The organism is Pseudomonas sp. Pseusp88, from assembly GCF_047303955.1.
Classification (GTDB): Bacteria; Pseudomonadota; Gammaproteobacteria; order Pseudomonadales; family Pseudomonadaceae; genus Aquipseudomonas.
This window is the reverse complement of the sequence record NZ_JBGLYM010000005.1, coordinates 20598-46983: the sequence shown is the minus strand read 5'-3', so window position 1 is coordinate 46983 and position 26386 is coordinate 20598. Positions and strand designations below refer to the sequence as shown.

22 protein-coding genes and 1 riboswitch are annotated in these 26386 nt (G+C 60.8%); of the genes, 11 read left to right on the top strand and 11 right to left on the bottom strand.

Annotated elements, in window-relative coordinates; all coding sequences use genetic code 11:
- Window positions 1–11: 11 nt before the first annotated feature.
- Complete coding sequence (locus tag ACCD02_RS08520; RefSeq protein ID WP_413300347.1) at window positions 12–281, bottom strand: DUF6124 family protein; 270 nt, start codon at window positions 279–281, stop codon at window positions 12–14.
- 603 nt (window positions 282–884) lie between these two features.
- Between ACCD02_RS08520 and ACCD02_RS08515 the strand changes: the two genes are divergently transcribed.
- Together ACCD02_RS08515 and ACCD02_RS08510 are read left to right on the top strand one after the other, a co-directional pair.
- Window positions 885–1790, top strand: a complete 906-nt coding sequence (locus ACCD02_RS08515) for a LysR substrate-binding domain-containing protein (RefSeq protein ID WP_413300345.1) — start codon at window positions 885–887, stop codon at window positions 1788–1790.
- A gap of 13 nt (window positions 1791–1803) precedes the next feature.
- A complete protein-coding gene (locus ACCD02_RS08510; RefSeq protein WP_413300343.1) occupies window positions 1804–2154 on the top strand; it encodes an MmcQ/YjbR family DNA-binding protein in 351 nt (116 codons plus the stop codon).
- On the opposite strand, the gene ACCD02_RS08505 is transcribed toward ACCD02_RS08510, so the two are convergent.
- Both ACCD02_RS08505 and ACCD02_RS08500 read right to left on the bottom strand, forming a co-directional pair.
- A complete protein-coding gene (locus ACCD02_RS08505) occupies window positions 2155–2565 on the bottom strand; it encodes a DUF1294 domain-containing protein (RefSeq protein ID WP_413300341.1) in 411 nt (136 codons plus the stop codon). It abuts the gene before it with no gap.
- A 95-nt stretch (window positions 2566–2660) separates the two neighbouring features.
- The gene (locus ACCD02_RS08500; RefSeq protein ID WP_413300339.1) at window positions 2661–3491 is read right to left on the bottom strand and encodes an undecaprenyl-diphosphate phosphatase; all 831 of its coding nucleotides are present in this window, start codon (window positions 3489–3491) and stop codon (window positions 2661–2663) included.
- Window positions 3492–3755: 264 nt separating this feature from the next.
- On the opposite strand from ACCD02_RS08500, the gene pnuC reads away from it, so the two are divergent.
- Both pnuC and ACCD02_RS08490 read left to right on the top strand, forming a co-directional pair.
- The gene (gene pnuC, locus ACCD02_RS08495; protein ID WP_413300337.1) at window positions 3756–4316 is read left to right on the top strand and encodes a nicotinamide riboside transporter PnuC; all 561 of its coding nucleotides are present in this window, start codon (window positions 3756–3758) and stop codon (window positions 4314–4316) included.
- Window positions 4313–4849: an AAA family ATPase gene (locus ACCD02_RS08490; RefSeq protein ID WP_413300335.1), complete on the top strand. Its 537-nt coding sequence runs from the start codon at window positions 4313–4315 to the stop codon at window positions 4847–4849. The genes pnuC and ACCD02_RS08490 overlap by 4 nt, the downstream gene beginning before the upstream one ends.
- Here ACCD02_RS08490 and ACCD02_RS08485 read toward each other — a convergent pair.
- Window positions 4837–6162: a sigma 54-interacting transcriptional regulator gene (locus ACCD02_RS08485; RefSeq protein WP_413300333.1), complete on the bottom strand. Its 1326-nt coding sequence runs from the start codon at window positions 6160–6162 to the stop codon at window positions 4837–4839. The two genes, ACCD02_RS08490 and ACCD02_RS08485, sit on opposite strands and share 13 nt — an antisense overlap.
- A 353-nt stretch (window positions 6163–6515) precedes the next feature.
- Here ACCD02_RS08485 and ACCD02_RS08480 point away from each other — a divergent pair, with 353 nt between their 5' ends.
- Window positions 6516–6782 carry a hypothetical protein gene (locus tag ACCD02_RS08480; protein ID WP_259103191.1) on the top strand — a complete coding sequence of 89 codons (267 nt, stop codon included), beginning with the start codon at window positions 6516–6518 and terminating at the stop codon, window positions 6780–6782.
- Between the two features lie 131 nt (window positions 6783–6913).
- Here ACCD02_RS08480 and ACCD02_RS08475 read toward each other — a convergent pair whose 3' ends face one another.
- From ACCD02_RS08475 to cobW, 4 genes are read right to left on the bottom strand one after another with little or no spacing between them, the layout of a single operon-like run.
- Window positions 6914–7525: a vWA domain-containing protein gene (locus tag ACCD02_RS08475; RefSeq protein ID WP_413300830.1), complete on the bottom strand. Its 612-nt coding sequence runs from the start codon at window positions 7523–7525 to the stop codon at window positions 6914–6916.
- Between the two features lie 53 nt (window positions 7526–7578).
- The gene (locus tag ACCD02_RS08470; protein WP_413300828.1) at window positions 7579–8589 is read right to left on the bottom strand and encodes an ATP-binding protein; all 1011 of its coding nucleotides are present in this window, start codon (window positions 8587–8589) and stop codon (window positions 7579–7581) included.
- Window positions 8590–8597: 8 nt separating this feature from the next.
- The gene (cobN, locus tag ACCD02_RS08465; RefSeq protein WP_413300331.1) at window positions 8598–12365 is read right to left on the bottom strand and encodes a cobaltochelatase subunit CobN; all 3768 of its coding nucleotides are present in this window, start codon (window positions 12363–12365) and stop codon (window positions 8598–8600) included.
- A gap of 3 nt (window positions 12366–12368) precedes the next feature.
- The gene (gene cobW / locus ACCD02_RS08460) at window positions 12369–13433 is read right to left on the bottom strand and encodes a cobalamin biosynthesis protein CobW (RefSeq protein ID WP_413300329.1); all 1065 of its coding nucleotides are present in this window, start codon (window positions 13431–13433) and stop codon (window positions 12369–12371) included.
- A 93-nt stretch (window positions 13434–13526) separates the two neighbouring features.
- Window positions 13527–13725, bottom strand: a riboswitch (cobalamin riboswitch).
- A gap of 131 nt (window positions 13726–13856) precedes the next feature.
- Here cobW and ACCD02_RS08455 point away from each other — a divergent pair.
- Window positions 13857–14324 carry a cobalamin biosynthesis protein gene (locus ACCD02_RS08455; RefSeq protein ID WP_413300327.1) on the top strand — a complete coding sequence of 156 codons (468 nt, stop codon included), beginning with the start codon at window positions 13857–13859 and terminating at the stop codon, window positions 14322–14324.
- Window positions 14321–15067 carry a precorrin-4 C(11)-methyltransferase gene (cobM, locus tag ACCD02_RS08450; protein ID WP_413300325.1) on the top strand — a complete coding sequence of 249 codons (747 nt, stop codon included), beginning with the start codon at window positions 14321–14323 and terminating at the stop codon, window positions 15065–15067. The genes ACCD02_RS08455 and cobM overlap by 4 nt, the downstream gene beginning before the upstream one ends.
- Window positions 15068–15242: 175 nt before the next feature.
- Here the strand turns inward: cobM and nfuA are convergent, their stop codons facing one another.
- Window positions 15243–15836, bottom strand: coding sequence for a Fe-S biogenesis protein NfuA (gene nfuA, locus ACCD02_RS08445; RefSeq protein WP_413300323.1), 594 nt, complete (start codon window positions 15834–15836; stop codon window positions 15243–15245).
- Between the two features lie 251 nt (window positions 15837–16087).
- Complete coding sequence (locus ACCD02_RS08440) at window positions 16088–18376, bottom strand: fatty acid cis/trans isomerase (protein ID WP_413300321.1); 2289 nt, start codon at window positions 18374–18376, stop codon at window positions 16088–16090.
- A gap of 150 nt (window positions 18377–18526) precedes the next feature.
- Here ACCD02_RS08440 and metH point away from each other — a divergent pair, with 150 nt between their 5' ends.
- Both metH and ACCD02_RS08430 read left to right on the top strand, forming a co-directional pair.
- Window positions 18527–22246 carry a methionine synthase gene (gene metH / locus ACCD02_RS08435; protein WP_413300319.1) on the top strand — a complete coding sequence of 1240 codons (3720 nt, stop codon included), beginning with the start codon at window positions 18527–18529 and terminating at the stop codon, window positions 22244–22246.
- Between the two features lie 129 nt (window positions 22247–22375).
- Window positions 22376–22597: a DUF2970 domain-containing protein gene (locus ACCD02_RS08430; RefSeq protein WP_413300317.1), complete on the top strand. Its 222-nt coding sequence runs from the start codon at window positions 22376–22378 to the stop codon at window positions 22595–22597.
- Here ACCD02_RS08430 and ACCD02_RS08425 read toward each other — a convergent pair.
- On the bottom strand, window positions 22594–23679 hold the full coding sequence (locus ACCD02_RS08425; protein ID WP_413300315.1) for an ABC transporter substrate-binding protein: 1086 nt from the start codon (window positions 23677–23679) through the stop codon (window positions 22594–22596). The two genes, ACCD02_RS08430 and ACCD02_RS08425, sit on opposite strands and share 4 nt — an antisense overlap.
- A 524-nt stretch (window positions 23680–24203) precedes the next feature.
- Between ACCD02_RS08425 and ACCD02_RS08420 the strand changes: the two genes are divergently transcribed.
- Both ACCD02_RS08420 and ACCD02_RS08415 read left to right on the top strand, forming a co-directional pair.
- Window positions 24204–25862 (top strand): nitrite/sulfite reductase, encoded by a 1659-nt coding sequence (locus ACCD02_RS08420; protein ID WP_413300313.1) that lies wholly within the window; start codon window positions 24204–24206, stop codon window positions 25860–25862.
- Window positions 25846–26340 carry a DUF934 domain-containing protein gene (locus ACCD02_RS08415; RefSeq protein WP_259103205.1) on the top strand — a complete coding sequence of 165 codons (495 nt, stop codon included), beginning with the start codon at window positions 25846–25848 and terminating at the stop codon, window positions 26338–26340. Before ACCD02_RS08420 ends, ACCD02_RS08415 begins: the two co-directional genes overlap by 17 nt.
- Window positions 26341–26386: the final 46 nt, after the last annotated feature.

Here is a 26386-nt window from a genome sequence, read left to right as displayed (position 1 = left end):
TGGAAGGCTTGTTAACCGTCTGTCTTGACGAACGCCCTGCACGCTCCAGACACGGTCGGCAAGTAATCGATCATCTGTTCGATCAGACCCTGGGTCTGGGCAATCAGATGCGTACTGGCCATGACCAGGGCACGGTCCTGGCCTTGCAGGTTATCGCCCGCTTCATAGGTGGTGGCATTGGCACAGTTGAGCAGATCCGAGGCATGGTTAAGACGTTCTTCGAAACAGGCCAGGGCTGCGAGGATGGTTGCAACAGGTGGATCGGGGACGATCTTTTTCATGAGGTAACTCTTTTTCGGTAAACGAAATTACCCCCTCTACGCGGCCAAGCGAAAAAGGTGGCAACGGTACAAGGGTTGGCCGACCGGGGAAAAAGATAAACCCGGCACACCCTAGGGTGTCCCTTGCACAGTTGCCATAACGCATGCGCGGACAGACACCGTCCGCAGACATCACAAGCGACTGCATCTTTTTCTCACCATGGGCGGCCAAGCCCTGTCACTGAATATCAGCGACGGCAGGCAGCCTAGAGATCGAAATGGACCAGCGCAAGCGGTCGGGGATTCTCTCGGAAAATTCACTCAAGGGAAAGAGAGACGTCTTGCAGAGGGCACCATTTCAGCCATCAGCAGCACTGATTGAATATGGCGCAAACATATGAATTGAAATGATATTTTGCAGGAGCTGGCTTGCTGGCGATCAAGTGCGAAGCGCTCGTGATAGCGTCGGCGACTGACCTGACGCCATCGCCAGCAAGCCGGCTCCTACGGGGCCTGCGTTTACCGCGCGACAGCACGGCTGTCAGGGTCATGCCAACGCTGGAGTAGACGTTCAGGCCCCGGCAATGCGAAGGTTCGCCCACTCTCAGAACAGTCGAACCTTTCATGCAGGATCTCAACGATCTCTACTATTTCGTCAAAGTCGTCGAACACGCCGGTTTCGCCGCAGCCGGGCGTGAGTTGGGCATCCCCAAGTCGCGTCTGTCGCGGCGCATCGCCGAACTGGAAGAACGCCTGAATGTCAGTCTGCTGCAGCGCACCACACGCAAACTGGCGCTGACTGCCGTCGGCGAGCGTTATCTGAGTCATTGCCAGGCCATGCTGCTGGAAGCGGAAATGGCTGACGAAGCCGTGGCGTCGCTGTCCACCGAACCGCGTGGGCGTCTGCGGGTATCCTGCCCATTGGGCATGTTGCAGTGGAACCTGTCCGCCGTGGTCAATGAATTCCTCGTCAGCCATCCTCAGGTGCAACTGGAGATGCTGCTGGTCAATCGCCGCGTCGATCTGGTCAACGAAAGCATCGACGTCGCCCTGCGCGTACGTGACATCGGCGACGAAGACCCGCAGTTGATCGTGCGCCACCTGGTCCCCGCCCGGGCGCTGCTGGTGGCCTCCCCGGCGCTGCTCGAAGGCCATGACATCCGCGTCCCCAATGACCTGGCCAGGCTGCCGATCCTCGGCGCCATCGATGCTACGCGCAAGGTGCACTTTCAGTTGACTCATCGCGACGGCGAACGTCAGGACTTCTCTGCCGAGCCACGTCTGGCCATCGACGATTTCCCCATGCGCAAGGGTGCTGCCCTGGCCGGGCTGGGTGCAACCATGCTGCCACTGCTGAACTGCCAAAAGGAACTGGCCGACGGCAGCCTGATCCAGTTGTTACCCGACTGGTCGCTGCCCGCTGGCAATCTGCAAGCTGCCTACACCCAGCGCCGGGGTATGCTGCCGGCGGTCAGGGCGTGGATCGAACACGTCAGTACCGCCTTCAAGCAACAAGACAACGGCGCATGAACAGGAGACAAGCATGGATATCGAAGCAATCGCCGCCTTTTGCCTGAGCCTGCCCGGCGCCCGGGAAGACTACAAGTGGGGCGGTGTACGGGTATTTTCCATTGCCACGAACAAGATGTTTGCGGTCATGGGCCTGTCGGGCAATGACCTGGCTTTTAAGGTCAGTACCGATCTTTTCCTCGGTTACGTCGACCGCCCCGGCATCCGTCCGGCGCCCTACCTGGCTCGTGCCCACTGGATCAGCATGGGTCTGCCGCAGCCCCTGAGCGACAGCGAACTGCTGGACCTGCTCACGCGCTCGCACCAGTTGGTGGTTGCACGCCTGCCAAAACGCCAGCAGGTCGCGCTCAAACTCGATCTGTGACTAGTAGAGATGACGCGACAACAGCGCCCCGCCGAGCACCACCCGGTCCAGCCAGATTACTTCGTGCAACAGGACAATCAGCCAGAACAGCACCTGATAGGAGGCTTTACGGGTCTTGTGGCGAAAGACCTGCTGCGCCAGCAGCGCCCCCGGCCAACCGCCCAGCAGCTCGACAGCGTGCAGGACTTTCTCTGGCGTGCGCCGGCCTTCGTTGCGTGCCTGGTGCTTGTCCCGGGCGTACAGGGCGAATGCCACCACACTGGCCAGCAGATAAGCCAGTGCTGGCAGCCGTGAACCGCCCTTGAGCCACATCGACACCACACCGTAGCCCGGTGCGGCACACAGCCCCAGGAAAATCGCCAGTTTTAATTTGAGCCACTGCACATCTGAATGCATTTTCACCTGCAACATGAATCTGTTTTTTCCTGCGGAGCCGGGTTTAGCCGGGAAGACAATATGCTAGACAATGCACATGTGACGCCTTCCCGGCTAAAGCCGGTCCCACATTAAGGTTGAGCCGACGACCAATCGATCCAGCCGAACTGCCAGGTCGCCAGAATCAGCAAGCCGAAGGCAATCCGATACCAGGCAAAAACGGCATAGCTGTGGCTGGCGATAAACTTGAGCAGCCCGCGTACGGCAATCATCGCGAAGATGAATGAAGTGACGAAGCCAATGGCAATCACCCCGATGTCGTCAGGCTTGAACAGATGCCGGTACTTATAGCCGGACAGCACCGCCGCGCCAACCATGGTCGGCATGGCCAGGAAGAACGAAAACTCCGTGGCCGCCTTGCGCGACAGGCCGAACAGCAGGCCGCCGATAATGGTGGAACCGGAGCGCGAGGTCCCTGGAATCATCGCCAGGCATTGCGCGCAGCCGACTTTCAGGGCTTCCTTCCAGGTCATGTCATCAACCGTTTCCGCCGTCACCGTATGCTCTCGACGCTCGGCCCAGAGCATGATTACGCCGCCCACCACCAGGGCCGTGGCCACGGTGATCGGGTTGAACAGGTAATGGTGGATCAGATCGGACAGCAACACCCCCAGCACCACCGCCGGCATAAAGGCGATGAGCAGGTTGGCGGTGAAACGTTGCGCCTGCCGCTGCTTGGGCAGGCCGATGACCACATCGAGAATCTTGCGCCGGAACTCCCAGACCACGGCCAGGATGGCCCCCAACTGGATGATGATGTTGAACGCCATCGCCCGTTCACCACCGAAACCGATCAAGTCCGCAATAATGATCTGGTGGCCGGTGCTGGAGATGGGCAGGAACTCCGTCAGCCCTTCCACGACACCGAGTATCAACGCCTGAGCGGCGGTCCAAAGATCCATCATTCCCCCAAGGAAGCCGTACCGCGGCAGGCTTCTTCAATATTTGTATATGAACGGTTGCAAATATGGCCAGCAAGGCGCGACTGCCCGTCATGCTCAACGCCATTAAAGGCTGACGGGTGAAAGGCGCCGCGATGCTAACAGACAACATGTGACAACGCTCATCACGCAATCATGAGGTCTGATGCAAAAGATTTTCGCCTGCCCAGGCCCGGCACAAATGCTTACAATCGCCGTCCTTTTTCACCCCTTCGAGGAGCTGCCGTGTCAGGCCTGGAATTGTTGGCATCTGCCCTCGGTGTGATCGCCGTCTGGCTAACCGTAAAGCAGAACGTCTGGTGCTGGCCGATCGGGCTGGTCATGGTGCTGCTGTACAGCTGGATTTTCTTCGACGTGAAGCTGTATTCGGACATGCTGCTGCAGGTCATCTATGCGGTCCTGCAAATCTACGGCTGGGTGCTGTGGAGCCGTCGCCAGCAGACATCTGCGCGCGCCGTCAGCGTATTGACCCTGCAAGGCATGCTGCCCGGCCTTGCCGCAGGCGCAGTGGCCAGTATCGTGCTGGGGGCCGCCATGGCGCACTTCACTGACGCCGCGCAACCCTGGCTGGACGCTGCCCTGACCGGCTTCAGCCTTGTGGCGCAGGTATGGATGGCGCAGAAACGCCTGCAATGCTGGCCGCTATGGATCCTGCTCGACGTGATTTTCGTCGGCCTGTTTCTGTACAAGGCGCTGTACCTGACTGCCGCGCTCTATGGCCTTTTCACCCTGCTGGCGGTGCTGGGCTGGCGTGAATGGCGCCGGGCGCTGGTGCCGACCGCATGAAGGTACTCGTCCTGACCGGACCTGAATCCAGCGGTAAAAGCTGGCTCAGCGCCGAGATAGAACGGCAATACGGCGCACTGGTGGTGCGTGAATATGTCCGTGAATTCATCGAACTGCACGACCGCGACACCTGCTACGCCGATATCGATGCCATCGCCTTAGGCCAACTCGCCCGGGAAGATGCCGCCCGCGCTACCGCCGCCCGATTGGTGGTTCTCGACACCCATCTGTTAAGCAATATGTTGTGGAGCCAGACGTTGTTTGCCGCTTGCCCGAGCTGGATCGAAGGACAACTGTTGAGCCGTCGCTATGATCTGCATCTGCTGCTAGCGCCGGAAGGTGTCAATTGGATCAGCGATGGTCAGCGCTGCCAGCCACAACTCAGTGAACGACAGAAATTTTTTACTGACAGTCAGCGCTGGCTGGAACGCCATCAGCAAGCGTTTCAGATCATTACCGGCAACTGGGATACGCGCCGTGAACAGGCTTTTGCCGCAGTGGAGCAACTGCTTGAAGAGGATCAGCGGATTTGATGCTTGTGCAACAAGCGATAGAACGTCGGGCGTGAAATGCCCAGTACCTTGGCGGCGACGCTGAGATTGTCGCTGTGCCGGGTCAGCACATCGCACAGGGCCTGGCGCTCTGCGCGTGACTTGTACTCGTCCAGGGTGCCCATGCTGCTGACGATATCGTCGTCGCCCAGCAAACCCAGGTCAGCCGCCTCGATCTGTCGCCCATCGGCCAGCACCAGCCCCCGACGCACCCGATTGGCCAACTCGCGGACATTGCCCGGCCAGTCATGCTTGCCCATGGCAATCAGCGCATCCTGACTGAAGTTGCGCGCCCGCCGCCCGGTTTCCTGACTATAGAAATGAGCAAAGTGATTGGCCAGCAGGGCCAGATCACCATGGCGTTCGCGCAACGGCGCAGTCCCCACCTGCAGTACGTTCAAGCGGTAATACAGGTCTTCGCGAAAGCGCTTCTTGCGAATGGCGGCCTCCAGGTCTACATGAGTCGCGGCGATAATTCGTACATCAATCGGGATCGCTTCACGCCCGCCCATGCGTTCGATCTGCTTGTCCTGTAGGAAACGCAGCAGATTGGCCTGTATATCCAAGGGCAGATCGCCGATTTCATCGAGGAACAACGTGCCCCCATCCGCTGCCTCGATGCGCCCGATCCGCCGCTCCTTGGCACCACTGAAGGCGCCCGCTTCGTAGCCGAACAGCTCGGAGTGAATCAGATGCTCCGGAATGGCCGCGCAATTGATTGCCACAAAAGGCTTGTTACGTCGATGAGACTGGTTGTGCAGCGTACGAGCGACCAACTCCTTGCCGGTACCGCTTTCACCGCGAATGAGCACAGGCGATTCAGTGGGGGCCAGTTTGCTCAACAATCGTCGTAATTCGCGGATGGGCCGACTGTCGCCGAGCATTTCATGTTCCGGCGTACTGGCCGAAACACCGCCCTGGCTTCGCAGGCGCGCCATGCCATAGGCGCGACCCAGGGTGACCTGCACCCTGGCCACATCGAACGGCAAGGTATGGAAATCGAAGAACCATTCACAGACAAAATCGCCGATCTTCTCCCGACGCAGATCATCCGGGGTCAGTACGGCTATCCATTCGGTATTGCTGCGGGTAATGAGCTCCTTGACCAGGTCCGGATGCTCGAAATGCTGGGGCATCAGACGAATCAGCCCGACATCGCAACTGCGCCGCAGGGCCTCTTCCAGGGTACAACTGTCAACCGCCCAACCGGCCAGTTTCAGAACGGGAATCAATTGGTGACAATCGTCGCAAGGATCGACGATCAACAGGCGTCGCGATGTAGCCGCATCATGCATATTAGGTTCCTTGGCGCCAAATTGACCGAATGTAATTTAGAAATCTTTGTAAAACAGTGTCTTGGCGATTCCGAAACTTACATTAGCAAAAATTTGACACACCCTTGTACCGATTGACTATATGACCAAGACCGAAAAGTAATTAGGGACGACGGGGCTTATTAGCCGACGCTCTGGAATATCTGCAGGTTTTGCCCAGAGGGGTTGAAAGACGTGGCTTTGTAAAAAATCAGAAAATTTTTGTTTTGTGTGTGACTCATGCACCGGTTGCCGTCATCAACACAAGTAACCAGCCGGGCGGTAGGCCCACCGACGGCGGACCTGAATTGATACGGGCACTTGAGGAATTGACCATGAACGCCCCACTGCGCTTTAACGACGTACTCTTGATCGCTGGCAACGCTTTCAAACCTTTTCAATGCGTTGCCTGGGCTCCACAGGACGGTAACGGTGTACTGAACCTGACCGTCGTCGACCGCATGAGCGCCCGTATCGGCCGCAAACAGATCCCGAGCAGCGCCTACTCCGACAAGGCGCAACTGGCCAACTGGCTGGAAGAAGCCCGCGCTGAAATCAGCAACGAAGGCTACGACCTCAAGCCCTGGACCATGCCGGCCTGATCATCGCAGCATTTGAATTGCAATGAGATGTCTGTAGGAGCTGTCGAAGGCTGCGAAAGCGGTGTATCTGACAGCCCCCTTCGCAGCCTTCGGCAGCTCCTACAAGCCCCCGGCCACAACAGCCAGCAATCTCAGATAACTTTTAAATCATCTATCGCCTGATACCGCGCATTTAACTGTGCCGCCAGCTGCCGTGCCCGCCCCAGACGAATCGGTCCCTGTTCGATATCGATCAGGCAGCATGGGCAGTCAAACTGCGGCAGCCCGGCAGTTTCGCGAATACGCCCATCGGTCAGCACCCAGACCCGCTGTATCTCCTCCGGATAGCGCCGCCGACGGCGTTGCAGCCAGTCGGCCGCCTGTTGCAGGGCCTCTGGCAACGGGGTACCGCCGCCCGCGCCGAGACAGTCAAGCCAGGGTTGCAGGCCTCGGGAAGCCTTGTGCCCCTGATATTGCCAGCGGGCCTCGCTGCCACTGGCGGTGAGCAGGGCCAGCCGCGCGCGCTGGCGATAGCCGTCGTCGAATAGTTGCGCCAGCAGGCCCTTGGCCTTGCTCAATGCCTGGGAGCGTCGGGTCGAGGCCGAGGCATCCACCACCAGCAGCCACATTTCCTGCGCACGACGGCTACGGGGCTGGCGGATCAGCTCGTGGCGATAGCGCGGACGTCCGCGCAGCAAGGTCGGCAGCCATGCGATGGCGCCGTTCTCGCCCGCACGCAGCGCCCCACGACTACCGCCGTCCAGCTCACCGGGCCGGGGCTGGGCATCCGCCGTCGAGGTTGCATGAGGGCGGATGCCTAGGGCTTTTTTGGCCAGCTCGGCACTTCACGGCGCTGACCGGTGGCGATGGCCTGGGCGGGTAACTCGCCCCATTGGCCCTGAGCGGTGTCAGGTTGATCGGCTGCCGTCTGATTATTTTGCGGCGCTGGAGCCGAGGGGCCTTGCTCATTGGCCTGGCTGTTACGCCGCCGATGACGCAGGGCAAACTCGGCCACGGCCTCGATATCCTGCTCTTCGATGGCCAGGGCGCCACGCCACGCGGCATGAGCCCGTGCCGCCCGCAACCAGACCAGGTCGGCGCGCAGGCCATCGACACCGGCGGCAAAACAGCGTTCGCTGATGGCCTGCAGGGCCACATCGTCCAGAGCAATCTGCGCCAGCAATGCGCGCGCCTGCTGACAGCGCTGTTGCAGGTGTGCCTGCTGCGGCTGCCACTGCGCGCAAAAGCCCTGGGGGTCGCTGTCGAAGTCCAGGCGGCGGCGAATGATCTGGCTGCGCTCGGCCGGCAGAGTCTGGCCGCTCAGGGCAACGTTGAGGCCGAAACGATCAAGCAACTGCGGGCGCAACTCGCCCTCTTCCGGGTTCATGGTGCCGATCAGCACGAAGCGCGCCGGGTGACGGTGGGAAATACCATCACGCTCTACCAGATTGACTCCACTGGCGGCCACATCGAGGAGCAGGTCGACCAGGTGATCGGCCAACAGATTGACCTCATCCACATACAGCACACCGCCATCGGCCTTGGCCAGTACGCCCGGCGAGAACTGCGCCCGCCCTTCGCCCAGCGCCGCGTCCAGATCGAGGGTACCGACCAGGCGCTCCTCGGTGGCACCCAGTGGCAAGGTGACGAATTGGCCGCTGGCCAGCAAATCGGCCAGGCCACGGGCCAGGGTCGACTTGGCCATACCCCGCGGCCCTTCGATCAGAACACCGCCGATCTTCGGGTCGATGGCGGTCAGGCACAACGCCAGTTTCAGCTCGTCGGCACCCACCACGGCGGCCAAAGGGAAATGAGGAATGTCGGCAATACTTGTCATCAGTTCTCTTCTATATCCAGCAGCAGGTTTTCCAGCGCTTCCCGGTAATCCCCAGGCTCCTGCCAGAGCCCGCGCTGCTGGGCTTCAAGCATGCGTTCGGTCATGTCACGCAGGGCGTCGGGGTTGTGCTGGCGAATGAACTCACGGGTCGAGTCATCGAGCAGGTAGGCGTCGGCCAGCAATGCATATTGGTGATCGTCGATCAGCTCGGTAGTGGCGTCGAAAGCAAACAGGAAGTCCACCGTCGCCGCCATCTCGAACGCGCCCTTGTAGCCGTGACGCTTGACCCCTTCGATCCACTTGGGATTGGCCGCTCGCGAGCGCAGCACGCGGTTCAGCTCTTCCTTGAGGGTACGCACTTTCGGCAGATCGGGCTGACTGTTGTCGCCGTGGTAACTGGCGACCTTGTGTCCGCCGAGGCTTTCCACCGCCGCCAGCATGCCGCCCTGAAACTGGTAGTAATCGTTGGAATCGAGCAGGTCATGCTCGCGGTTGTCCTGATTCTGCAGTACCGCCTGCACCCGGGCCAGGCGCCTGGCAAAACCGTCGCGGGCCGGTGTGCCTTCGTCGGCGGCGCCATAGGCATAGGCGCCCCAGTTCAGGTAGACCTCGGCCAGGTCCTCGCGGCTCTGCCACAGGCGCCCGTCGATAGCATTCTGTACACCAGCGCCATAGGCACCAGGCTTGGCCCCGAAGATGCGCCAACCGGCCTGCCGCGCCGCGTCATCGGCACTCAGCCCTTCAGCTTGCAGACTGCGGCGCTCCTCACGAACCCTGGCGGCCAGGGGGTTCATGTCATCCGGCTCATCCAGAGCGGCGACTGCCTGCACGGCGGCGTCGAACAGGCGGATCAGGTTGGCGAAGGCATCGCGGAAGAAACCCGACACCCGCAGGGTCACGTCCACTCGAGGGCGATCCAGCAGACTCAGGGGCAAAATCTCGAAATCATCGACCCGCTGGCTGCCCGTGGCCCATACCGGCCTGACACCCATCAAGGCCATGGCCTGGGCAATGTCATCACCGCCGGTGCGCATGGTCGCCGTGCCCCAGACCGACAGGCCAAGCTGACGCAGGTAATCGCCATGATCCTGAAGATGCCGTTCCAGCAGCAGGTTGGCCGACTGGAAGCCGATACGCCAGGCCGTAGTGGTGGGCAGATTACGCACGTCCACGGAAAAGAAGTTGCGCCCGGTGGGCAGCACATCCAGACGCCCGCGACTCGGCGCACCACTGGGGCCTGCCGGGACAAAACGCCCGCTCAAGGCGTCCAGCAAGCCCTGCATTTCTGCCGGGCCGCAGGCATCCAGACGGGGTGCAACCTGCTCACGCAATGCCTGCAGAATCAGGCGTAAATCCTCATGAGGCGGCAGTTCGGCAAGGTTCTGCCCTGCCAGTACCCGCTCGATCAAGGCCGCCGCGTACAGTTCCAGACGCTCACGGGTATCACCGCGGGTACGCCATACCTGGCCATCGATAGCCAGTAGCGCTTCAGGACGCGGGCCATTCCAGGGCTCGGCCAGCTCACAGTCCAAAGGGTCGAAGCCCAACTCGAAAGCCTTGGCCAGGGCCCGCAGAAGGCTTGACTGGGCGCCGCGGCCATCGCCACGGGGAATACGCAGCAGGGCCAGCAAGGTATCGATACGTAAACGCCCCTCAGGCGATTCACCGAACACATGCAGACCGTCGCGAATCTGCGACTCCTTGAGGTCGCACAGATAAGTGTCCAGGCGCGGCAGCCAGACCGCCGCATCGGCCTGATCGTCGAGGCTGTCATCCAACGCCAGTTCGCGGTCCAGGTGGCTGTCGCGCACCAGTTTGAGGATGTCTCGTTGCAGCTCCTGGGCGCGGCGCGGGTCGAGCAGTTGCGCGTCGTAATACTCGTCGGCCAGCAGCTCCAGATCCCGTAACGGGCCGTAGGTCTCGGCGCGGGTCAGGGGCGGCATCAAATGATCGATGATCACCGCCTGGGTACGGCGCTTGGCCTGGGCGCCCTCCCCCGGATCGTTGACGATAAAGGGATAGATATTCGGCATCGCTCCGAGGATCGCGTCCGGCCAGCACTGCGCCGACAGGCCGACGCCCTTGCCCGGTAGCCATTCCAGATTGCCGTGCTTGCCGACATGGATCAGGGCATGAGCGCCATAGGCCTTGCGCAGCCAGAAATAGAACGCCAGGTAGCCGTGAGGCGGCACCAGGTCCGGGTCGTGATACACCGCACTGGCATCGACCTGATAACCCCGCGCCGGTTGAATGCCGACGAAAGTCAGGCCAAAACGCAGCCCGGCTATCATCATGCGCCCGCCACGGAACATCGGATCGGCCTCGGGACCGCCCCAGCGCTCGCTCACGGCCAGGCGATTGGCCTCGGGCAGCGCGTTGAACTCACGCAGATATTCGTCCAGCGCCATGCTCTGATGGCAGGGTCGCTGGTCGAGACTGTCCAGATCGTTGCTGACTCCGCCCAGCAGTTGCTGGATCAGTTCGGTGCCGGAGCCGGGCAGCTCGGCCGCCAGCGGATAGCCTTCGGCCTGCAAGGCGCGCAGGATATTCAGTGCCGCCGCCGGGGTATCCAGGCCGACGCCATTGCCGATGCGGCCATCGCGAGTCGGGTAATTGGCCAGGATCAGGGCGACGCGCTTGTCGGCGTTGTTCAGGCGTCTGAGCAGAATCCAGCGCCGCACCAGTTCGGCGACAAAATCCATGCGTTCCGGTTGCGCGCGGTAGCAGACCACATCGCTTTGACTGCGCTCACTGCGCCAGGCCAGATCCTTGAAGCTGATCGGCCGACTGATGATGCGCCCGTCCAGTTCCGGCAAGGCAATGTGCATGGCCAGGTCCCGGGAACCCAGCCCCTGATCACTGGCGGCCCAGGCCGGTTCGTTATCCTGGGCGCAGATGGCCTGAATCACCGGAATATTGCGGCGGAACGGGCGCAGGTGCGGCGCCTCGGGGCTGGACTGGGCGAAGCCGGTGGTGTTGAGAATCAGCTCGGCGTCGACCTGATCCAGCAAATCCTCCACCACGCTCAGACAGCCCGGTTCCTTGAGGCTGGCGACGGCCATGGGCAGCGGATTGAGGCCCTGGGCCTGCAGACGCTGGCAGAACACGTCGATAAACGCCGTGTTGGCCGCCTGCAAGTGCGAACGATAAAACAACAGGCCCACCACCGGCTGATCGACCTGCCAGTCGCGTTGCCAGTCCGCCAGTTCGGCACTGCCAAGGCGCGGGTGATAGATCGCCGTGCGTGGCAGGCTGACCGGCTCTGACCAGGGATAATCCCGACTCAGCCAGCGACTGGCCATGAAGTGATACAGCTGTAACGCATTGTGCCTGCCGCCCTGACGCAGGAAGTGCCAGAGGCGTTCGGCATCGGCGGCGGGCACCGTGCTGAGGTCGCTCAGTTCCGGGTCCGGCCGGTCGTCGCCGGGCACCATGATCACCTGTACGCCGCGCCCGGCCAGTTCCACCAGACGCTCGACGCCATAACGCCAATAGCCGACGCCGCCATGCAGGGAGATCAGGATGACCCTGGCGTGACGCAGCACCTCGTCGACATACAGGTCCACGGAGGCGTGATTCTGCACCTGCATCGGGTTGGCCAGGCGCAGGCTCGGGTAATCGTCCGGCAACTGCTGCGCGGTCTCCGCCAACAGCGCCAGATGGGAATCGCCGCTGCAGAGAATCACCAGCTCGGCCGGGGTCTGACCCAGGTCGGCAATACTGTCATCGGGGACAAAGCCGCCGGGCTGGGTTCTCAGCAGGTGCATGGATCAGCCTGCGATGGCAGCGCGCAAGGCGGCTTCAAGGACCACGGCATCCAGTTCCTGGCCGATCAGCACCAGATTGGTCGCACGCTCTTCGTCAACGCCCCAGGCACGGTCGAAATGCTTGTCAAAGCGGGTACCAACGCCCTGGATCAGCAGGCGCATCGGCTTGCCGGGGATCGCGGCAAAACCCTTGACCCGCAGGATGCCGTGCTGCACCACCAGATGGTTCAGGGCCGCAAGCAGTTGCACTTCATTGGCCTCGGGCAGCTTGATCGAGATGGAATCGAAGGCGTCATGATCGTGATCGTCATGGTCGTCGCCTTCGTGATGATCGTGGTGGGTCTTGCGCCCGTCGATATGCACTTCGGATTCGGCTTCCAGGCCCAGCAAAACATTGAGCGGCAGGCGCCCGCTGCTGGCTTCGATGACTTTGACGGCCGGCGGCAGCTCTTCCGACACCTCGGCACGCACCGCCGCCAGACCTTCGGCGTCGATCATGTCAGCCTTGTTGAGGATCACCAGGTCGGCACTGGCCAGTTGGTCGGCGAACAGCTCGTGCAGTGGCGACTCATGATCCAGGTTCGGGTCGAGTTTGCGCTGGGCATCGACCTGGTCCGGGAAGGCGGCGAAGGTGCCCGCCAGGACGGCCGGGCTGTCGACCACGGTAATCACCGCATCGACGGTGCAGGCATTGCGGATTTCCGGCCACTGGAAGGCTTGCACCAGGGGTTTGGGCAGGGCCAGGCCGGAGGTTTCGATGAGGATATGGTCCAGATCACCGCGACGGGCCACCAGCTCGCGCATCACCGGGAAGAACTCTTCCTGCACCGTGCAGCACAGGCAGCCGTTGGCCAGCTCATAGACGCGCCCATTGGCTTCTTCTTCGGTGCAACCGATGCTGCACTGCTTGAGGATTTCGCCGTCGATGCCCAGCTCGCCGAATTCGTTGACGATCACGGCAATGCGCCGTCCTTCAGCGTTATCGAGCATGTGCCGCAACAGGGTGGTCTTGCCCGAGCCAAGGAAGCCGGTAACGATGGTGACGGGGAGTTTGGCCAGTGTTTTCATCGGATGCCCTTTGGCAAAGCGGCGGGCAAGCAGGACGAGAACCGCAGGCACTCGCGTGCGGTTCGATTCGCCACCGGATCACCCCGCCCGGTTGTAGTGAGAATGTCGCGAGGCAGGTCTCCTGGCTTACGGCGGCACGACGCCTGGGCGGCGACGGCATTCAACGCGCCTTCCCGCTTGCGCAGTGGCTGTGCGATGAACATGACCGTTTACAGTTGCGGGGGCAGCTGCGGACTCATACCGCATTCCCTTCAGGCTCTATACGACAAGTACCTGCACTCGCCGACTTTTCGTATAGAGCCTGGCCCCGACCACCGTTTGCAGGTCAGTCAGGGAACCTCGAACCGGCAAGGCTACGCAGTGGTCGACGGCAGGTCAATGTCCGGCGCCTGTCACCTCGAAATTGACGATACAAGGCACAGCATGGTCTCCTCCCCGACCTGTCTGACAATCGAGGACACTATCGTGAATCCACCCGCACCCACTCTGGTGATTGGCCTCGGCTGCAAAAGCGGTTGCTCCGCCGACACCCTGCTCGAACTGATCGAACAGCAACTCAAGGCCTACGGTACGGAAATGTCGGCCATCGACGCCCTGACCTCCATCGAGCACAAACGCACCGAGCCCGGCCTGCTGGAGCTGGCCGAGCGCCTGGAAAAACCTCTGGTATTGTTCAATGCCCTGCATCTGTCGGCGTTCGAGCGCCAACTCAGCCATCGCTCGCAAGCCGCTTTCGACAGCACCGGCTGCTGGGGCGTGGCCGAAAGTGCCGCCCTGGCCCTGGCGGTACAACTGGGTGGCGGCAACACCGGCCTGCTGATCAAGCGCCAGAACAGCGCCGAAGCCACCTTTGCCCTGGCTGGCAGCACTGCCCATCCGGAGAACCCATGACCGTCTTTTTCATTGGCGCAGGCCCCGGCGATCCTGAGCTGATCACGGTCAAGGGGCAGCGTCTGATCCGCACCTGTCCGGTGATTATTTACGCCGGTTCGCTGGTGCCGACCGCCGTACTGGAGGGCCATCAGGCCGACCAGGTGGTCAATAGCGCCGAATTGCACCTGGAACAGATCATCGAGCTGATGAAATCCGCTCATGCACAGGGCCAGGATGTCGCTCGCGTGCAGTCCGGCGACCCCAGCCTGTATGGCGCCATCGGCGAGCAGATTCGTTATCTGCGCGAGCTGGATATTCCCTTCGAGATCATCCCCGGCGTAACCGCGACAGCGGCCTGCGCAGCCTTGCTGGGCAGTGAATTGACCCTGCCGGATGTCTCGCAAAGCCTGATTCTGACCCGCTATGCCGACAAGACCGCCATGCCCCCAGGCGAAGAACTGGCCAGCCTGGCACAGCACAAGGCGACCATGGCGATTCATCTGGGGGTGCAGCATCTGGGCAGAATTGTCGCCGAGCTGACGCCCCACTACGGCAGCGACTGCCCGATAGCCGTGGTCCATCGTGCCAGCTGGCCGGATCAGGATTGGGTCAGTGGCACGCTGGCGGATATCAAGGATAAGGTCGAGGCCAAGGGCTTTCGCCGTACGGCGCTGATCATTGTTGGCCGGGTGCTGGCCAATGACAGTTTCAGTGAGTCATCGCTGTATCGTGCAGGGCATGCGCATCTGTACAGGCCTTGAAGTCCAATCCCGTAGGAGCGAGGCTTGCCCGCGAAGGCGATTTTACAGCCTCGACAGGAGCGTCAGAGGCTCCAACCTCTTCGCGGGCAAGCCTCGCTCCAACGTTCATGAGCCAAAACAAAACACCCCGCCAAAGACCAACTCTGGCGGGGTGTCTTGAAGAGCCGAGAACGCCTTAGTAGTAAGCGTTTTCTTTCTGCGTATGGTCGGTCACGTCACGCACGCCGGTCAGTTCCGGGATGCGCTCAAGCAGCGTGCGCTCGATGCCTTCACGCAGGGTCACGTCAGCCTGACCGCAGCCCTGGCAGCCGCCACCAAATTGCAGCACGGCAATCTGGGCAGCTTCTTCTTCCACCACATCGATCAGGGTCACCTGGCCGCCATGACTGGCCAGGCCCGGGTTGATCTCGGTTTGCAGGTAGTAGTTGATACGCTCATTGATCGGGCTGTCGGCATTGACCATTGGTACTTTGGCGTTTGGCGCCTTGATGGTCAGCTGGCCGCCCATACGATCGGTGGCATAGTCGACCACGGCGTCATCGAGGAATGCCTCGCTGAAACCGTCGATCCAGGCGGTGAAGCTTTTCAGGCCGATGGCCTTGTCGTCGGACTTTTCTTCGCCGGGCTTGCAGTAGGCAATACAGGTTTCAGCGTACTGGGTGCCAGGCTGGGTAATGAATACGCGGATGCCGATACCGGGGGTATTCTGCTTTTGCAGCAGATCGGCCAGGTAGTCGTGGGCAGCGTCGGTGATAGTAATAGCGGTCATAAAAATTCCTCGCAGACTTGGCGCCAGTCTACGCCAATCGCCTGCGCCACACAAAGTCCTAGTGTTTTTGTCGGGAATGGTTCTCACCACTCCGTGACTCAACCCTGATCACATCTGTATTCAACGCCTGGAATGACCTGTAGGACCGGCTTTAGCCGGGAAATGGCCGGCACACCCACTGCAAGGGCATGAGCAAAACTGGCGCCTTCCCGGCTAATCCCGGCCCCACAATTTGCGTCTGGCGCAGATTCCTACAGGTTTTCATACCGGTTCATATCCAGGACCCCGGCCTCTCGCGGTTCGGTCTCGCGAATATAGCGGTCCAGGTCATGGAAATACGTCCAGAACAGCGGATGGCTGCGGCGTACGCCCCAGCGCTCCACGATCTTCTCGAACTCCGGCTGATGCCGGGCCTGCTGCATGGCCGCGACAAAGGCCGGGACCTCGCCAGCCGGAACATTGAACATGAAGTTCGGGTAGCTGCTGATCACGCCCGGATAGATAGTCAAGGTATCCAGCCCCGGCTGATAGCGCGATGACTCGCCAAGCAGGAAAGCCACGTTGGCGTGGGCACGGTTGCGCAGCATGCTGTACATCACCCGCTTACCGCTGCTGTCCTCGATGCGCAGCATTGTCGCTTCCGGCAGGTAGTCGATCACCTTCAGCGCCGCAGCGGGGCGAGACGCCAGGCGACTGAGCACCTGCTCGACCTGCTTGAAGCTATCGCTGATGCCGGCTCGCGAGCAGTCGCCGGTACAACGGTTGATCGGGTCGGGCGCAGCATCCAGGGTTCCGGCGCGCTGCACCAGCTTGAGGGCGAAATCACGCTTGGGATCCTTGGGATCAAGTTGCATGCCGGTGGGCTTGTCGTCATCGATTTTCTGATAATCCAGCCACATCTTGAATTTGCCACCTTCCTGATACCAGTCGGCAAGGATTCCATCGCGCTTGTCGGCGGGCATCAGACGCAGGAAGTTGACCTCGGCACCGTTGCGGATCAGGTCGAAATACAGGCGGGTCTGGGCCTGATGGGAGACATTGCCGTATACGTCGAAATTCACCGCCAGCTGGTAATAAGTACGCTCCAGCAAGGGGTAGTCGAACAGCCACAGCGATTGCGGCACCTCGCCGATCAAGCCCTTGTTCACCGAGGCGCTGTCAAAATGACGGAAAACCGTCAGCAGCGCATTGTCATTGCCCGCCCACAGTGTCGACCAACCGGGCGGCGGCATCTGCGCGTACGCATCGCGGCGCAGGTCCTCGTATTCGTTGCGCTTGTCCCGATAGTCGAGCCACAACCGCAGGACGCTGCCGACGTCATCGTTCTGCCCCGGCATGGCCAGCAATGGCGTGGCCTTGCTGCGGTATACCGCATCAAATATGTAGCGGTCATGGGCCGGCTCCTGGAACAGCACCCAGAACTGGTCGCGGATTACGTCCGTGGCAATTTGCCCACGGCAGACCGGGCCGCGGATGAAGGTGCGAACGAAGTATTCGGCGTTATCCAGCATGAACTGGTAGCGGGCCACGGCCGGGATCGCTTCGAAGGTATCGAACGGGTTGGCGCGGCGCTCCGGTCCGTAACCGGGCAAGGACGTTGCACGCCAGCTGCCGCTATAGAACAGCTGTTTGACCCGGTCGAGTTTCTGCGCGTTGAGCGGATAAGTGATGTGGGTCTTGTGCACGATCACGCCCTGCACCGGCATCAGGCGGTAATAGACTTGCGTACCGGGGTCGTCGTTGGGACGGCGGGTGGCGATCAGGTCGATGGGCTGGCCGCTGGGCGTACGCGAACGCACCCACTGAAAGAAATGCTCCTGATCACCATTGGTGAAATAGATGTGGGCGAGGAACAGGTGCTCGTAAAGCCAGCGCCCGACCAGGGCTTCGCTGGAGCCGGGGCGATTGAGCAAGGCTTCCCAGTCAGCGATCTGAGAGGCTTCCACGGCATTGGCCTGGATCGCCTGTTGATCAACCGGCGCTCCAGCCGCCAGCCAGCGCTGCACGGTCTGATACTGGGCATCGGTCAGGCCGGTAACGGCCATGGGCATGCCCTCTTTGGGATGAGCCGCCGCGTAGGCATTGAATTCGTTGGGCGCCGGGCAACTGTTATCGCGGTTCAGGCCCAACACGATCTCGTCCGGCAGCTTGGCATTGGGTTGCAGTGGCGCGCTGTGGCCCAGTTCGAGCATGCGCGACATCAAGGCCGCCTGGCTGCCCTGGGCGTCGAGTACCGAGTAGAAGCCCTTGTGGCGCCAGGCATCCGGCCCAATGGCATCGTAGAAGATCCGCGTCGGCGCCACAGCGGTGGGGCGATCGCCCTGGTACACCGGTACCTTGGAAGCGCCGCGCAACGCGCCTTCGCCACTGCCCAGGTTGAGCTGACAGGCGGCATCGTTGCAGGCATGGCAGGCCACGCACTTCTCGGTAAGAATCGGTTGGATATCACGAGTGTAGGAAATTTGCGGCAGCAGATCCTCGGCACAGGCAGCTGCACTGATCAGCATCCATACAATGCTGACCATCGAACGTAACGGCATAACCTGCGTCCCAGGATAAAAATCGAGATTCTACAGAGAGCTGCAAACCGCCAACATGAATGATATTCATGCAAAACCCTGGACAACGCTAAAACCGTTCGGGTTTGCTATCATTTCGACCTTTCTGTATCGACCCGTCCAGGTAGCCCTATGTCTGACCGCAGCGCCCGCCTCCACTCGTTCCAGCAAGCTCTCAAGCAGAGGATCCTGATCCTTGATGGTGGCATGGGCACCATGATCCAGAGCTATCGCCTCGAGGAAGAGGACTACCGTGGCAAGCGTTTCGCTGACTGGCCGAGTGACGTCAAGGGCAACAACGACCTGCTGGTCCTGACCCGTCCCGACGTGATCGGTGCCATCGAGAAGGCTTACCTGGATGCCGGGGCCGACATCCTCGAAACCAACACCTTCAACGCAACGCAGGTGTCCCAGGCCGATTACGGCATGGAAGCACTGGTTTACGAGCTGAACGTGGAAGGCGCCCGCCTGGCCCGCCGGGTCGCCGATGCCAAGACCCTGGAAACCCCGGATCGCCCGCGCTTCGTCGCCGGTGTCCTCGGCCCGACCAGCCGTACCTGCTCGCTGTCCCCGGACGTCAATAACCCCGGCTATCGCAACGTCACCTTCGATGAACTGGTGGAAAACTACACCGAGGCCACCAGGGGCCTGATCGAAGGCGGTTCCGACCTGATCCTGATCGAAACCATTTTCGACACCCTCAACGCCAAGGCGGCGATCTTCGCCGTGCAGGGCGTATTCGAAGAGCTGGGTTTCGAGCTGCCGATCATGATTTCCGGGACCATCACCGACGCGTCCGGCCGCACCCTGTCGGGCCAGACCACTGAAGCGTTCTGGAACTCGGTGAGCCACGCCAAACCGATCTCCGTGGGCCTGAACTGCGCCCTGGGTGCCAGCGACCTGCGCCCGTACCTGCAAGAGCTGTCGACCAAGGCCGACACCCATGTGTCCGCTCACCCCAATGCCGGTCTGCCCAACGAATTCGGCGAGTACGACGAATCGCCGGCGGAAATGGCCAAGGTCGTCGAAGAATTCGCCGAGAGCGGCTTCCTCAATATCGTCGGCGGCTGCTGCGGCACCACGCCTGCGCATATCAAGGCCATCGCTGAAGCGGTCGGCAAACATGCACCGCGGCAGATCCCGGACATTGCTCCGGCCTGTCGCTTGTCCGGCCTGGAGCCGTTCACCATTGATCGCCAGTCGTTGTTCGTCAACGTCGGCGAGCGGACCAACATTACCGGCTCCGCCCGTTTTGCCCGCCTGATCCGTGAAGAAAACTACACCGAAGCCCTGGAAGTCGCCCTGCAGCAGGTCGAAGCCGGTGCCCAGGTGATCGACATCAACATGGACGAGGGCATGCTCGACTCGAAGAAGGCCATGGTCACCTTCCTCAACCTGATCGCAGGCGAGCCGGACATCTCGCGCGTGCCGATCATGATCGACTCGTCGAAATGGGAAGTGATCGAAGCCGGCCTCAAGTGCATTCAGGGCAAGGGCATCGTCAACTCCATCAGCATGAAGGAAGGCGTCGAGCAGTTCATTCATCACGCCAAACTGTGCAAGCGCTATGGCGCCGCCGTGGTGGTCATGGCCTTCGACGAAGACGGCCAGGCCGATACCGAGGCGCGCAAGAAGGAAATCTGCAAGCGTTCCTATGACATTCTGGTCAATGAAGTCGGCTTCCCGCCGCAAGACATCATCTTCGACCCGAACATCTTCGCCGTCGCCACCGGTATCGAAGAGCACAACAACTATGCCGTGGACTTCATCAACGCCTGCGCCTATATCCGCGACGAACTGCCGTATGCCCTGACCTCCGGCGGTGTGTCCAACGTGTCGTTCTCGTTCCGTGGCAACAACCCGGTGCGCGAGGCGATTCACTCGGTGTTCCTGTTGTATGCGATCCGCAACGGCCTGACCATGGGTATCGTCAACGCCGGGCAGCTGGAGATCTACGACCAGATTCCGCAAGAGCTTCGCGATGCCGTCGAGGACGTGGTGCTCAACCGCACGCCAGAAGGCACCGACGCCCTGCTGGCGATTGCCGACAAGTACAAGGGCGATGGCAGCGTCAAGGAAGCCGAGACCGAGGAATGGCGCAACTGGGACGTCAACAAGCGCCTGGAACACGCCCTGGTCAAAGGCATCACCACTCATATCGTTGAAGACACCGAAGAGTCGCGTCAGTCGTTCAAGCGCCCTATCGAAGTCATCGAAGGCCCGCTGATGTCGGGCATGAATATCGTCGGCGACCTGTTCGGCTCGGGCAAAATGTTCCTGCCGCAAGTGGTCAAGTCTGCCCGCGTCATGAAGCAGGCTGTGGCCCACCTGATTCCGTTCATTGAATTGGAAAAAGGCGACAAGCCCGAAGCCAAGGGCAAGATCCTCATGGCTACGGTCAAGGGCGACGTGCACGATATCGGCAAGAACATCGTCGGCGTGGTGCTGGGTTGCAACGGCTACGACATCGTCGACCTGGGCGTGATGGTTCCGGCGGAGAAGATCCTGCAGGTGGCCAAGGAGCAGAAGTGCGACATCATCGGCCTGTCCGGCCTGATTACCCCGTCCCTGGACGAGATGGTGCATGTTGCCCGGGAAATGCAGCGTCAGGACTTCCATCTGCCACTGATGATCGGCGGCGCTACCACCTCCAAGGCGCACACGGCGGTGAAGATCGAACCCAAATACAGCAATGACGCAGTGATCTACGTTACCGACGCCTCCCGCGCCGTGGGTGTGGCCACGCAGTTGCTGTCCAAGGAACTGAAACCGGCGTTCGTCGAGAAGACGCGCCTGGAATACATCGACGTACGTGAACGCACGTCGGCCCGCAGCGCCCGCACCGAACGCCTGAGCTATGGCGCGGCGGTGGCGAAGAAGCCGCAGTTCGACTGGGCCAGCTACACCCCGGTCAAACCGACCTTCATTGGCAGCCGCGTACTGGACAATATCGACCTCGACGTACTGGCCGAGTATATCGACTGGACGCCGTTCTTCATCTCTTGGGACCTGGCGGGCAAGTACCCGCGCATCCTGACCGACGAAGTGGTGGGCGAAGCGGCTACAAGCCTGTTTGCCGATGCCCGGCAACTGCTGCGTAAACTGATCGACGAGAAGCTGATCAGCGCCCGCGCCGTGTTCGGCTTCTGGCCGACCAATCAGGTCGATGACGATGACCTGGAGGTCTACGGCGAAGACGGCAAGCCAATGGCGAAGCTGCATCACCTGCGCCAGCAGATCATCAAGACCGACGGCAAGCCGAACTTCTCCCTGGCCGACTTCGTTGCGCCCAAGTCCAGTGGCGTCACCGACTATATCGGCGGCTTCATCACCACCGCCGGTATCGGTGCCGAAGAAGTCGCCAAGGCCTATCAAGACAGAGGCGACGACTACAACTCGATCATGGTCAAGGCCCTGGCTGACCGTCTGGCCGAGGCGTGCGCTGAATGGCTGCACCAACAGGTGCGCAAAGAGTACTGGGGTTATGCCAAGGATGAAGCCCTGGATAACGAGGCGCTGATCAAGGAGCAATACCTGGGCATCCGCCCTGCTCCCGGCTATCCGGCCTGCCCGGACCACACCGAGAAGCGCGCCCTGTTCGAACTGCTCGACCCGCTGCCTGCCGGCACGCCCGAGCACACTCCGGGCCGCAGCGGCGTGTTTCTCACCGAGCACTACGCCATGTTCCCGGCCGCAGCAGTCAGCGGCTGGTACTTCGCCCATCCTCAGGCGCAGTACTTCGCTGTGGGCAAGGTCGACAAGGATCAGGTGGAAAGCTACACCGCGCGCAAGGGTCAGGACCTCAGCGTAACCGAGCGCTGGCTGGCGCCGAATCTGGGTTACGACGAGTAAAGGCAAACCCAGAACCTGCAGGAGATCCAATGTGGGACCGGCGTTGGCCGGTCCCACAAGAGCCTGTCAGGCGCACCTGCACAGGACCATCTATGCTTGCTGAGGCCCCCGCCCCAGCGAGCATTTCCCATGGACAAGCCTCCTCAAGACAATAAACCCCCTACGTTCTGGCAAATGCTGCACAGCGTCCTGGCCGCCGCATTCGGCGTGCAGAGCAGCAAGAACCGCAGCCGCGACTTCAGCCAAGGCAAGCCCGCGCAATTCGTGATGATGGGCGTACTGTTCACGATTCTGTTCGCAGCGATGCTGCTGGGTGTGGTGCAACTGATCGTACATTTTGCCCGCAGCTAAGGTTGAATGCGTCTTGGGGTAAACGGCTGGTCGACACTACCCTCGCTACCCTCCATGCTGTACTGGCGCACGTCAATGCCACGATCGGCGCGTTTGCTGGACTCAGCAAACGCCGGCGCATCACTCGAACCCAACAGTCTCAATACCCGCACCTGCCTCGCGCCCGGATTGTGGCGCTCAGCGATGCTGGCACGATCATAATCGTGCAGCAGCACCATGGCCCAGCCGCCGATCATGATGTGCCCTACAGCCAGCACATTCAGGCTGCCATCGGCCTGAGCCTTGAGAGCTTGCGGCGAACCATTGATAGTAGCGAACAGCACGTCCTTGCCGGGTTTCTTGCCCAATTCACGCACCGCGTCCATGGCGCCGTAGGCCATTTGGTCGCTGGCGGCCCAGATCAGCTTCACGTCCGGATAGCGCTTGAGCAGCACCCGCGCCTGCTCCAGAGCCCGGTCACGACGCCAACCGCCGAGAACGATCTGACGCAGGTGCACTTGCGGATGTTCGGCCAGAGCGCGGTACATGCCCTGTTCGCGGCGCAGGGAAACCGGCGTGGTATTAGTGCCGGAGAAAGCCAGCATCTCGATACTCTCATCGGGTGCAAGGGGCGGGTGCAGGCTCATCAGCTGATCGGCGATCAGGTAACCGCCCTCCTCGTCATTACCGATCAGGCTACCGATCAGGTCAGGGTAGCGCGTTTGGACGTCGCCGAGGATTTCCGTCTGACTGGCGCTCAGCGTGTTGTTGACCAGGAATAGCTTGACCCCGCTGTCCTGGGACAGACGGAGGATTTCCGGCGCCACGTTCAATTCGTTGGAAAACACCAGATAGTCCGGCCGTGTCGGGCCTTGCAAGCTGTCCCGGGCCAAATCGAGAAGGGTTCGGGTATCGCGATCCGAATACAGCACTGTCAGCGACATGCCGACCCGCTCGGCCGCCGCCTGCATGAATTTCGAATACGACGACCAATAGTTATCCGTCGCCGAGCCGGGATTCAAAAAAATCACCGAGGCGGCCAGACTTGTATTCATCCAAAGGCTGCCTGCGACTAAGAGCCAACAGCACAAAAACCTGTTCATAGTCACAAAGCCTTGAAAAACCAAAAGCATGCCTGCCAAAACGTCCGGCCTGCATAGCTTATCGGCGGCTTGCCTGGAAATCCAAGACCAGACAAGCCCGGCCCGCAAACTTACTGATGGCTGACCCAGAACACGGCGGCTCCGACCACCAGGATGATGAGGAAGAAAATGGCCCAGGCATCAACGCTACTATCGCTTTTCACGGTTTTAGGGTGATTACTCATCGCATCGCCTCTTGTCGGTTTTATAAGGCTTTGTGGCCCGGAATACGTGCAGCGCCCATTGACCACCTCCCCAGTTAAGTCGAGCATTGCCCTTATCACAAGCAGGGCTATCAGCACTTATAAGCGCCTTAGTCATTTTGGTTATTTGCATATACTCAAACTTCACTTTTGCGTATATCCGCAAACTGGTATCTTCCCCCGGCTCCGTCAGGGAGTGCGCGGCCGTGCGCGCAGAATTGTTTAGATGGCGCAGGAGCAACATCGCTCTGCGACATTTATAAGCCCGAGAACTGGACCTATATGTACGTATACGACGAGTACGATCAGCGGATCATCGAGGACCGCGTCAAGCAGTTCCGTGATCAGACCCGACGCTATCTGGCCGGGGAACTCAGCGAGGAGGAATTCCGTCCTCTACGCCTGCAAAATGGGCTTTACGTGCAGCGTTTTGCACCGATGCTGCGAGTAGCCGTGCCTTATGGTCAGCTGACTTCGCGTCAGGTGCGCATGATGGCGAAGATCGCCCGCGACTACGACAAGGGCTATGCCCACATCAGTACCCGTCAGAACGTGCAGTTCAACTGGCCTGCACTGGAGGACGTCCCCGATATTCTCGCTGAACTGGCCACCGTGCAGATGCACGCTATTCAGACCAGCGGCAACTGCCTGCGCAACGTCACCACCGACCAGTTCGCCGGTGTTGCAGCCGATGAGCTGGTTGATCCGCGTCCATGGTGCGAGATCGTCCGCCAGTGGACGACGTTCCACCCGGAATTCGCCTACCTGCCGCGCAAATTCAAGATTGCCATCAATGGTTCGACCACTGACCGCGCCGCCATTGAAGTGCACGATATCGGCCTGGAGCCGGTACTCAACGCCGCCGGTGAGCTGGGCTTCCGCGTATTGGTCGGTGGCGGACTGGGACGGACTCCGGTCGTAGGCGCCTTTATCAACGAATTCCTGCCGTGGCAGGACCTGTTGAGCTACCTCGACGCCATCTTGCGTGTCTACAACCGCTACGGCCGTCGTGACAACAAATACAAGGCGCGGATCAAGATCCTGGTCAAGGCCCTGACGCCTGAAGTCTTCGCCGAAAAAGTCGAAGCGGAAATGGCCCACCTGCGTGGCGGCCAGACCACCCTGACCGACGCCGAAGTACAGCGTGTCGCCAAGCATTTCGTCGATCCGGACTACAAGGCCCTGAGCAACCAGGACGCCGAACTGGCCGCCCTGGATGCCCAGCACCCTGGTTTCGCCCGCTGGCGCACCCGTAACGTGCTGGCGCACAAGAAGCCCGGCTATGCCGCAGTGACGCTGTCGCTCAAGCCTACCGGCGTAGCGCCTGGCGATATCACCGACAAGCAACTGGATGGCGTCGCCGACCTGGCCGACCGCTACAGCTTCGGCCAGCTGCGCACCTCCCATGAGCAGAACATCATCCTGGCCGATGTCGAGCAGAGCCAATTGTTCAGCATGTGGAACGAACTGCGCGAGCAAGGTTTCGCCACGCCGAACATCGGCCTGCTGACCGACATCATCTGCTGCCCTGGTGGCGACTTCTGCTCCCTGGCCAACGCCAAGTCGATTCCGATTGCCGAGTCCATCCAGCGTCGTTTCGATGACCTGGACTACCTGTTCGATATCGGCGAGCTGGACCTGAACATTTCCGGTTGCATGAACGCCTGCGGCCACCACCACGTCGGCCATATCGGTATTCTCGGCGTGGACAAGAAGGGTGAAGAGTTCTACCAGGTCTCCCTGGGTGGCAGCGCCAGCCGCGACGCCAGCCTGGGCAAGATCCTCGGCCCGTCCTTCGCCCAGGATGCAATGCCGGATGTGATCGAGAAGCTGATCGACGTGTACGTGGAAAAACGTACCGAAGACGAGCGCTTCATCGACACCTACCAACGTATTGGCATCGACCCTTTCAAGGAGCGCGTCTATGCAGCGAATCATTAAGAATCACGCGGTCATCGACGAAACCTGGCACCTGCTGCCCAAGGAAACGACCCTCGACGGCCTGTCCAACTGCGACGACCTGATCGTGCCCCTGGCCCTGTGGCGCGACCACGCCCATGCGCTCAAGGCTCGCGATGGCGGCCTGGGCGTATGGCTGGACAGTGACGAAGAAGCCGAGGAAATCGGTGATGACGTCGATCAGTTCCAGGTGATTGCCCTGAACTTTCCGGCCTTCACCGATGGGCGCAGTTACTCCAACGCGCGTCTGCTGCGTGATCGCTACGGCTACAAGGGCGAGTTGCGGGCCATTGGCGACGTGTTGCGCGACCAGTTGTTCTATCTGCAGCGCTGCGGTTTCGACGCCTTCGCCATTCGCGCCGACAAAGACCCGTACGAAGCCCTGGAAGGTCTGAATGATTTCTCGGTGACGTACCAGGCTGCGACTGACGAACCGCTGCCGTTGTTCCGTCGGCGCTGAGTCAGAAGCTGCCTGAACAAAGCTGAATGGGATTTTGTGCTAGCAG

Coding starts and splice junctions, on each gene's coding strand:
- ACCD02_RS08520 (WP_413300347.1), bottom strand. CDS start 281: ATGAAAAAGATCGTCCCCGATCCACCTGTTGCAACCATCCTCGCAGCC.
- ACCD02_RS08515 (WP_413300345.1), top strand. CDS start 885: ATGCAGGATCTCAACGATCTCTACTATTTCGTCAAAGTCGTCGAACAC.
- ACCD02_RS08510 (WP_413300343.1), top strand. CDS start 1,804: ATGGATATCGAAGCAATCGCCGCCTTTTGCCTGAGCCTGCCCGGCGCC.
- ACCD02_RS08505 (WP_413300341.1), bottom strand. CDS start 2,565: ATGTTGCAGGTGAAAATGCATTCAGATGTGCAGTGGCTCAAATTAAAA.
- ACCD02_RS08500 (WP_413300339.1), bottom strand. CDS start 3,491: ATGGATCTTTGGACCGCCGCTCAGGCGTTGATACTCGGTGTCGTGGAA.
- ACCD02_RS08490 (WP_413300335.1), top strand. CDS start 4,313: ATGAAGGTACTCGTCCTGACCGGACCTGAATCCAGCGGTAAAAGCTGG.
- ACCD02_RS08485 (WP_413300333.1), bottom strand. CDS start 6,162: ATGCATGATGCGGCTACATCGCGACGCCTGTTGATCGTCGATCCTTGC.
- ACCD02_RS08480 (WP_259103191.1), top strand. CDS start 6,516: ATGAACGCCCCACTGCGCTTTAACGACGTACTCTTGATCGCTGGCAAC.
- cobN (WP_413300331.1), bottom strand. CDS start 12,365: ATGCACCTGCTGAGAACCCAGCCCGGCGGCTTTGTCCCCGATGACAGT.
- cobW (WP_413300329.1), bottom strand. CDS start 13,433: ATGAAAACACTGGCCAAACTCCCCGTCACCATCGTTACCGGCTTCCTT.
- ACCD02_RS08455 (WP_413300327.1), top strand. CDS start 13,857: ATGGTCTCCTCCCCGACCTGTCTGACAATCGAGGACACTATCGTGAAT.
- cobM (WP_413300325.1), top strand. CDS start 14,321: ATGACCGTCTTTTTCATTGGCGCAGGCCCCGGCGATCCTGAGCTGATC.
- nfuA (WP_413300323.1), bottom strand. CDS start 15,836: ATGACCGCTATTACTATCACCGACGCTGCCCACGACTACCTGGCCGAT.
- ACCD02_RS08440 (WP_413300321.1), bottom strand. CDS start 18,376: ATGCCGTTACGTTCGATGGTCAGCATTGTATGGATGCTGATCAGTGCA.
- metH (WP_413300319.1), top strand. CDS start 18,527: ATGTCTGACCGCAGCGCCCGCCTCCACTCGTTCCAGCAAGCTCTCAAG.
- ACCD02_RS08430 (WP_413300317.1), top strand. CDS start 22,376: ATGGACAAGCCTCCTCAAGACAATAAACCCCCTACGTTCTGGCAAATG.
- ACCD02_RS08425 (WP_413300315.1), bottom strand. CDS start 23,679: ATGAACAGGTTTTTGTGCTGTTGGCTCTTAGTCGCAGGCAGCCTTTGG.
- ACCD02_RS08420 (WP_413300313.1), top strand. CDS start 24,204: ATGTACGTATACGACGAGTACGATCAGCGGATCATCGAGGACCGCGTC.
- ACCD02_RS08415 (WP_259103205.1), top strand. CDS start 25,846: ATGCAGCGAATCATTAAGAATCACGCGGTCATCGACGAAACCTGGCAC.